Source organism: Streptomyces pathocidini, assembly GCF_001418495.1.
GTDB lineage: Bacteria > Actinomycetota > Actinomycetes > Streptomycetales > Streptomycetaceae > Streptomyces > Streptomyces pathocidini.
This window is the reverse complement of record NZ_LIQY01000125.1, coordinates 1-7450: the sequence shown is the minus strand read 5'-3', so window position 1 is coordinate 7450 and position 7450 is coordinate 1. Positions and strand designations below refer to the sequence as shown.

The 7450-nt window shown below is 69.9% G+C and carries 7 protein-coding genes; 5 read left to right on the top strand and 2 right to left on the bottom strand.

Going from position 1 to position 7450, the window contains the following annotated elements:
* Together AOK16_RS07885 and AOK16_RS07880 are read right to left on the bottom strand one after the other, a co-directional pair.
* On the bottom strand, window positions 1–629 hold a 629-nt coding region (locus tag AOK16_RS07885), incomplete at its 3' end, for an RNA polymerase sigma factor (RefSeq protein ID WP_055471517.1).
* Window positions 630–1270: 641 nt separating this feature from the next.
* Window positions 1271–2875 (bottom strand): beta-N-acetylhexosaminidase, encoded by a 1605-nt coding sequence (locus AOK16_RS07880; RefSeq protein ID WP_240483441.1) that lies wholly within the window; start codon window positions 2873–2875, stop codon window positions 1271–1273.
* Window positions 2876–3085: 210 nt separating this feature from the next.
* Between AOK16_RS07880 and AOK16_RS07875 the strand changes: the two genes are divergently transcribed.
* The 5 genes from AOK16_RS07875 to AOK16_RS07855 all read left to right on the top strand — a co-directional run bounded on the left by AOK16_RS07875 (window position 3086) and on the right by AOK16_RS07855 (window position 7387).
* On the top strand, window positions 3086–3766 hold the full coding sequence (locus tag AOK16_RS07875; RefSeq protein WP_079101166.1) for a 2-oxo-4-hydroxy-4-carboxy-5-ureidoimidazoline decarboxylase: 681 nt from the start codon (window positions 3086–3088) through the stop codon (window positions 3764–3766).
* A gap of 200 nt (window positions 3767–3966) precedes the next feature.
* Window positions 3967–4347, top strand: coding sequence for a succinate dehydrogenase, cytochrome b556 subunit (gene sdhC, locus AOK16_RS07870; protein WP_079101165.1), 381 nt, complete (start codon window positions 3967–3969; stop codon window positions 4345–4347).
* 5 nt (window positions 4348–4352) lie between these two features.
* Window positions 4353–4835 carry a succinate dehydrogenase hydrophobic membrane anchor subunit gene (locus AOK16_RS07865; protein WP_055471514.1) on the top strand — a complete coding sequence of 161 codons (483 nt, stop codon included), beginning with the start codon at window positions 4353–4355 and terminating at the stop codon, window positions 4833–4835.
* 21 nt (window positions 4836–4856) lie between these two features.
* Window positions 4857–6611 (top strand): succinate dehydrogenase flavoprotein subunit, encoded by a 1755-nt coding sequence (sdhA, locus tag AOK16_RS07860; RefSeq protein ID WP_055471513.1) that lies wholly within the window; start codon window positions 4857–4859, stop codon window positions 6609–6611.
* Window positions 6611–7387, top strand: a complete 777-nt coding sequence (locus tag AOK16_RS07855; protein ID WP_055471512.1) for a succinate dehydrogenase iron-sulfur subunit — start codon at window positions 6611–6613, stop codon at window positions 7385–7387. The genes sdhA and AOK16_RS07855 overlap by 1 nt, the downstream gene beginning before the upstream one ends.
* Window positions 7388–7450: the final 63 nt, after the last annotated feature.

The following is a 7450-nucleotide window of genomic DNA, read 5'->3' as shown; positions in this document are numbered from 1 at the left end:
CCCTTCCCCTGCGCCCCCGCGCCGCCCCCGGAACCCGCCGCGCTCTCCACAGAATCCACCGGTCCGCCCTGGCTGGGCACCACCGCGCCGAGCAATTCGGCCAGCCGCTTCAGTCCGCGGTGCGCGGCCGTGCGGACCGCGCCGGGGCGCTTGCCCAGCACGCCCGCCGCACTCTTCGCGTCGAGCCCGACGACGACCCGGAGCACCACGGCCTCGGCCTGGTCCCGGGGCAGGGTCGAGATCAGGCGGAGGGTGTGGCCGGTGCCGATCGACTCCAGGGCCTCGGTCGCGGTGTCCGCGTCGGCCGCCCGCTCCACGAGCTCGGTCTCGACGTCGCCGCCCACCGCGGGCCTGCGCCCGCGCATCCGGATGTGATCGAGCGCCCGGTTGCGGGCGATCCGCGCCGCCCAGCCGCGGAACCGGTCCGCGTCACCGCTGAAGCGCTCCAGGTCGCGGGCGATCTGGAGCCACGCCTCGGAGGTGACGTCCTCCGCGTCCGTCTCGCCGACCAGCGTCCGCACATACCCGAGCAACCGCGGGTGCACGGCTCGGTAGACGGTGCGGAACGCGAACTCGTCCCCACCCTGCGCCGCGTGCACCGCAGCGGTCAGCTCCGCGTCGTCCCCCACACGCCCTCATCCTGCTTCGCTCTCCCCAGCCTGACCGCAGACACCTCCGGCCCCCCCGGTGCCGACCAGGCCATCCACAGAAGTGGGAACCAGAAGTTGACGACTGGAGTAAACCATGGCCCGGCTCTTCGGCGCCGACCTGCGCGGTCCAGCACGCTAGGCCCTACGACGCGTCCACGTCCACGTATTGCCGGGTCTCGCACGGGTGTGACAGAAACCGGTCGCGCGACGCTGAGATGAGTACGGGCTCCCTCATGAGCCCTCACCGACGACGGTCGGGGTCTCTCCTGTGGGGGGTGGCGACCCCGGCCGTCTCCTTCGGACTTCCCGCGCCCCGGCCCGCGGTTGAGCGGCGCACGCCACCGCGCCCAGATCCGCCGGGACCGCGCCGCGGCCCTTCTCGCAAGCCCTCGCAAGCCGCCGCGCGGAAGCCCGAAATCCGCCCCCCTCAACCCACCTGACATGCGGTTTGTCACAGACAGCGGACGGCAGGCCACCCACGACGAACCAGCTCACCGCAACAAAAGGGGCAGTCGACCGCGAACCCGGTCGACCGCCCCTTTCTCGGGAGGTTCCGTCAGCTTGCTCTGGAGTCTGGAGGTTCCGTCAGTTTTCTCGGGAGCTCCGTCAGCCCCGGGGGCTCAGCTCTCCGCGGGAACCAGCTGGTTCGCCAGCTTCACGAAGGCGGGCCAGGACAGCGGCGGTTTGCCCGGATCCCACAGCTTCTGCGCCGTCGCGGCCAGCGGGAGGCGGATGCCCTCCGCGACCTGCGCCGGGGTCTGCGAGCCAGCCAGGTCGGCCCAGACGGCGAAGCGCCCGCCCGGCACCTTGTCGGGCCCGGTCGGCGCGACCGTGGTGGCCTCCGAGCCGCGCAGCACCGCCGGCGTCCACTCCTTGTAGATGCGCTCACCGGTCGGGTAGGTGAACTCGTTGGGCTCGCCGAGCACGTAGTAGAGGTACTCGTCGTTGAGGTTCACCACCGTGCGGCCCTCCTTGAGGTACTCCGACGGCTGGCGCTTGCCGATCTCCTTGCCCGTCCAGTACTCGACCTCAATGCTCTTGTCCGGGCTGACCTTCCCGTCGGCGAAGAAGCCGTCGTTCCAGGCCTTGGCCTTCTTCCCGGCCTTCCGCACCACCGCGGCCCGGTCGTTGAGCCAGCCGGTCGCCAGATCCTGGACCGTTGCCCCGCTCCCGTACTTCTCGCGCGCCGCGGCGGCCAGCTGCGGGTAGGAGGCCTCGGGGTCCTCGGTCATCAGCGCCTGGTACTCGTCCGCGCCGATGTGCATGTACGGGCCGGGGAAGAGGTCCGCGTACTCGCGCAGCAGATCGTCCACGATCTTCGACGCCTCGGGCTTGGTGATGTCCACCGCCCCGCGCGCGGGGTTGCCCTTGGCGCTGACCAGCTGGAGGTCGGGGTGGGCGGCGATCACGGCGCCGAGGTGGCCGGGCGAGTCGATCTCGGGGATGACCGTGATGTGCAGCTGCTTCGCCAGCTCGAGGATCGAGCGCACCTCGGCCTTGGTGAGGTGGTCGTCGGAGACGATCTCCGGGTGCGAGGAGCTCTCGATGCGGAAGCCCTGGTCGTCGGAGAAGTGCAGACCGAGCTGGTTGAGCTTGAGGTCGGCCAGCTGCCGCATCCGCGCCTTGATCCAGTCGGCGCTGAAGTGCTTGCGGGCGGTATCGAGTTGGAACCCGCGCTGCGGGCGGTCGGGGGCATCGTTGATGACGCCCTCGGGCAGCTGCTCGCCGGAGCGCAGCGCCTGGACGGCGGTGCGGGTGCCGTAGAAGACCCCGGCCTCGCCGGCGCCGGTGATGGCCACCCGGCCGTCCCGGGTGACCAGCTTGTACGCCTCGGAGCCACCGCGCTGCTTCGGCCGCAGGGCCAGCTCGACGTCCCCCGCCTTGGCGGGCGGCGCCGCGGTCTTGATCTTCAGTTCGCCGGCCAGCATCCGGGCCTCGTCGGCCAGCGGCCCCTTGGGGTCGGTGACGACGCGGCTGCCCTTCTCCGGCTTCCAGCCCGGGCCGCTGCCCGGGTCGAAGTCGCGGACGGAGGGGATGGTGCGCGGCGCGGCCGCGGGCGGATAGCGCTTGCTCACGGTGGCGCCGTTGCCCGGCGATCGGGAGTCGTCCTGTGGCTGGTTTCCGTCCCCGTTCGAGCAGCCGCCGAGGAGGGCCGCGGCGACGGCCGCGGTGACCACGGCGGTCAGTCGCGGCGGCGGCATTCCCGGCTTTCTCGCATGCACCATCGCTACAAACCTTCCATTTAAGGACGAAGGTACGGGTGTTGTGCTCGCGCTTTCGTCCACTACGCGCGCGAATCCACTTCCGTCCGGGTGAAATTCGCGCATCCGACGGACGGTGGCCGACTTGCGTGGATACCGTGGCGCCTCGCCCCGTATCCCCAGTCTCACCTGTTCTCTCCTGGCCCGCGCGCAAAGGGAATCCCAGAGGAGCCCATGCAGACCAGCGACTTTCCGGCCACCCCGCCCTGGCGGGATTCTGCCGTTCCGGGAGCCGGGGAAGACGCCGGACAGCCCCTGCCGGCCCAGGGCCGCGGCAGCGACCCCCACTCGGGGCTGGACCGATTCAACACCGCCGCCCCCAGCGCCGCCGAAGCGGCCCTCCTGGCCTGCTGCGGCAGCCACCGCTGGGCCCACCGGCTGGCCGCCCACCGCCCGTACCCCGACCTCGACGCACTGCTGGCCGCGGCCGACGAGGCGAGCTACGACCTGACCCCGACCGACGCCGCGGAGGCCCTCGCCGGGGAGTCCGTCCCGTGCGCCCCGCCCGCCGCCGTCTCCGGCGGCCCGGCCGCACTCACCGCGCTGCGCGCCGCCCACGCCGCGTACGAGAGCCGCTTCGGCCATGTCTTCGTGATCTGCCTCGACGGGCTGCGCGCCGACGAGCGGCTGGACCACGTGCTGGCCGGGATCCGCCACCGGCTCGGGCACGAGCCCGAGGAGGAGCGCGTCACCACGGCCGACGAGCTGCGTCGGCTCGCCCGCGCCCGGCTCACCCGGCTCGTCACCCACCCCGCCGGATCCGCGAAACCACTGGCCGGGCCCGTGAAACCGCAGACAGGATCCGCGAAACCGCAGGAACACCTCGAACCGGAGAGAACGCTCAACTCGCCCTGATCGGCACCTTCCGGGCCGCCGGATAGCCCGTACGTGCCTCTTTGATCACACCTACGGGACCCCGGGCGGGGGAGCCGACAGCGCGTCGCTACGATGGCCGGGGCCGGTGGACCGTACCCGGCCGGGCCCGACCGACAGTGCCCCTCTTGACTGTCAGAAGCTGGCGGCAGGCCCCAATCCCCGCTCCCGGAGGGTTTTCCGTGCCGGCTGGAACGCTGTACCGCGGCCGGGAAGGAATGTGGTCCTGGGTGGCTCACCGAGTCACCGGCGTCCTCATCTTCTTCTTCCTGTTCGTCCACGTCCTCGACACCGCTCTCGTCCGCGTCTCCCCCAAGGCGTACGACGACACGATCGCGCTGTACAAGACGCCCCTCGTCGCCCTGATGGAATACGGCCTCGTCGCCGCCATCCTGTTCCACGCCCTGAACGGCCTGCGCGTCGTCGCCGTGGACTTCTGGTCCAAGGGCGCCCGCTACCAGAAGCAGCTGCTCTGGACCGTCATGGGCATCTGGATCGTGCTGATGGCCGGGGCCGTCTACCCCGTCCTCAACCACGCCGCGCGCGAGCTGTTCGGGAGCTGACACACATGGCCACCACCGAGACCCCTTCGGGCTCCGTCGAGCTGACCGGCTCCTCCGCCGCGTACGGCCCCGACAACCCCGCCCCGCTCATCGAGGCCCCGCGCGCCCGGACCGCCAGGACCCCGAAGTCCACCCGGACCAACTTCGAGCTGTACGGCTGGCTGTTCATGCGGCTGTCCGGCATCGTGCTGGTCGTCCTGGTCATCGGCCACCTGCTGATCCAGCTGGTGCTGGACGGCGGCGTGAGCAAGATCAGCTTCGCGTTCGTGGCCGGCCGCTGGGCCTCGCCGTTCTGGCAGGCCTGGGACCTGATCATGCTGTGGCTCGCCATGCTGCACGGCGCGAACGGTCTGCGGACCGTCATCAACGACTACGCCGAGCGGGACAACACCCGCTTCTGGCTGAAGATGCTGCTGTACACCGCCACGGTGTTCACCGTCCTTCTGGGCACGCTGGTGATCTTCACCTTCGACCCGAACATCCAGTAGACCCGGGGCTGACGCACGATCATGAAGATTCACAAGTACGACACCGTCATCGTCGGCGCCGGCGGCGCCGGGATGCGCGCGGCCATCGAGTCGACCAAGCGCAGCCGCACCGCCGTCCTGACGAAGCTGTACCCGACCCGCTCCCACACCGGCGCCGCGCAGGGCGGCATGGCCGCAGCCCTCGCCAACGTCGAGGAGGACAACTGGGAGTGGCACACCTTCGACACGATCAAGGGCGGTGACTACCTGGTCGACCAGGACGCCGCCGAGATCCTCGCGAAGGAGGCCATCGACTCGGTCCTCGACCTGGAGAAGATGGGCCTGCCGTTCAACCGGACCCCGAACGGCACCATCGACCAGCGCCGGTTCGGCGGCCACTCGCGCAACCACGGCGAGGCCCCGGTCCGCCGGTCCTGCTACGCCGCGGACCGCACCGGCCACATGATCCTCCAGACGCTGTACCAGAACTGCGTCAAGGAGGGCGTGGAGTTCTTCAACGAGTTCTACGTCCTGGACCAGCTGATCACCGAGGTCGACGGCGTCAAGCGGTCCGCCGGTGTGGTCGCGTACGAGCTGGCCACCGGCGAGATCCACGTCTTCCAGGCGAAGGCCGTCATCTACGCCTCCGGCGGCTGCGGCAAGTTCTTCAAGGTGACCTCCAACGCGCACACCCTCACCGGCGACGGCCAGGCCGCCGTCTACCGGCGCGGACTGCCACTGGAGGACATGGAGTTCTTCCAGTTCCACCCGACCGGCATCTGGCGCATGGGCATCCTGCTGACGGAGGGCGCCCGCGGTGAGGGCGGCATCCTCCGCAACAAGGACGGCGAGCGCTTCATGGAGAAGTACGCGCCGGTCATGAAGGACCTCGCGTCGCGCGACGTGGTCTCTCGCTCGATCTACACGGAGATCCGGGAAGGCCGCGGCTGCGGCCCCGAGGGCGACCACGTCTTCCTGGACCTCACCCACCTCCCGCCGGAGCAGCTGGACGCCAAGCTGCCCGACATCACCGAGTTCGCGCGGACCTACCTCGGCATCGAGCCGTACACCGACCCGATCCCGATCCAGCCGACCGCGCACTACGCGATGGGCGGCATCCCGACCAACGTCGAGGGCGAGGTGCTGGCCGACAACACCACGGTCGTGCCCGGCCTCTACGCGGCCGGCGAGGTCGCCTGCGTGTCCGTGCACGGCGCCAACCGCCTGGGCACCAACTCGCTGCTCGACATCAACGTCTTCGGCCGCCGCGCCGGTATCGCCGCCGCCGAGTACGCCGCGAAGGCCGAGTACGTCGAACTGCCCGAGGACCCAGCACGGTTGGTCAAGGACCAGGTCGAGGCGCTGCGCTCGGCCACCGGCAGCGAGCGGGTCACCGAGCTCCGCAAGGAGCTGCAGGAGACCATGGACGCCAACGTGATGGTCTTCCGCACCGAGCAGACCATCAAGACGGCCGTCGAGAAGATCGCCGAGCTGCGCCGCCGCTACAAGAACGTCTCGGTCCAGGACAAGGGCAAGCGGTTCAACACCGACCTGCTGGAGGCCATCGAGCTGGGCAACCTGCTCGACCTGGCCGAGGTCATGGCCGTCTCCGCGCTGGCCCGCAAGGAGTCCCGCGGCGGCCACTACCGCGAGGACTACCCGAACCGCGACGACGTCAACTTCATGCGCCACACCATGGCGTACCGCGAGGTGGGCGCCGACGGCACCGATTCCGTCCGGCTCGACTACAAGCCGGTCGTCCAGACCCGCTACCAGCCGATGGAGCGTAAGTACTGATGAGCACCCCGACGCTCGAGAAGCGGGACGAGACCGCCGTCGCCTCCCCCTACATCACCGCGGTCTTCCGGATCCGCCGGTTCAACCCGGAGGTCTCGGCAGACGCGGTCTGGGAGGACTTCGAGGTCGAGATCGACCCGAAAGAGCGCGTCCTCGACGCCCTGCACAAGATCAAGTGGGAGCTGGACGGCACCCTGACCTTCCGGCGCTCCTGCGCGCACGGCATCTGCGGCTCCGACGCGATGCGCATCAACGGCCGCAACCGGCTGGCGTGCAAGACCCTGATCAAGGACATCACCGAGATCAAGGACGGCAAGGGGACGAAGCCGATCACGGTCGAGGCCATCAAGGGCCTGACGGTCCTCAAGGACCTGGTCGTGGACATGGATCCGTTCTTCCAGGCCTACCGAGACGTGATGCCCTTCCTGGTCACCAAGGGCAACGAGCCGACGCGTGAGCGGCTGCAGTCCGCCGAGGACCGCGAGCGCTTCGACGACACCACCAAGTGCATCCTGTGCGCCGCGTGCACGACCTCGTGCCCGGTGTTCTGGAACGACGGCCAGTACTTCGGCCCGGCGGCGATCGTCAACGCGCACCGCTTCATCTTCGACTCGCGTGACGAGGCCGGCGAGCAGCGCCTGGAGATCCTCAACGACAAGGACGGCGTGTGGCGTTGCCGCACGACCTTCAACTGCACGGACGCCTGCCCGCGCGGCATCGAGGTCACCAAGGCGATCCAGGAGGTCAAGCGGGCGCTGATCACGCGCCGCTTCTGAGGTTTCCCTCGGCTCGCTTGCCGCGACCGAGGCCTCCTGCCTCTCGCTTGTCGCTTGTCGCTT

What these genes read in the sequence shown, in the direction of transcription:
- sdhA (WP_055471513.1), top strand. Translation starts at nt 4,857, where the DNA reads ATGAAGATTCACAAGTACGACACCGTCATCGTCGGCGCCGGCGGCGCC.
- AOK16_RS07855 (WP_055471512.1), top strand. Translation starts at nt 6,611, where the DNA reads ATGAGCACCCCGACGCTCGAGAAGCGGGACGAGACCGCCGTCGCCTCC.
- AOK16_RS07880 (WP_240483441.1), bottom strand. Translation starts at nt 2,875, where the DNA reads ATGGTGCATGCGAGAAAGCCGGGAATGCCGCCGCCGCGACTGACCGCC.
- AOK16_RS07875 (WP_079101166.1), top strand. Translation starts at nt 3,086, where the DNA reads ATGCAGACCAGCGACTTTCCGGCCACCCCGCCCTGGCGGGATTCTGCC.
- AOK16_RS07865 (WP_055471514.1), top strand. Translation starts at nt 4,353, where the DNA reads ATGGCCACCACCGAGACCCCTTCGGGCTCCGTCGAGCTGACCGGCTCC.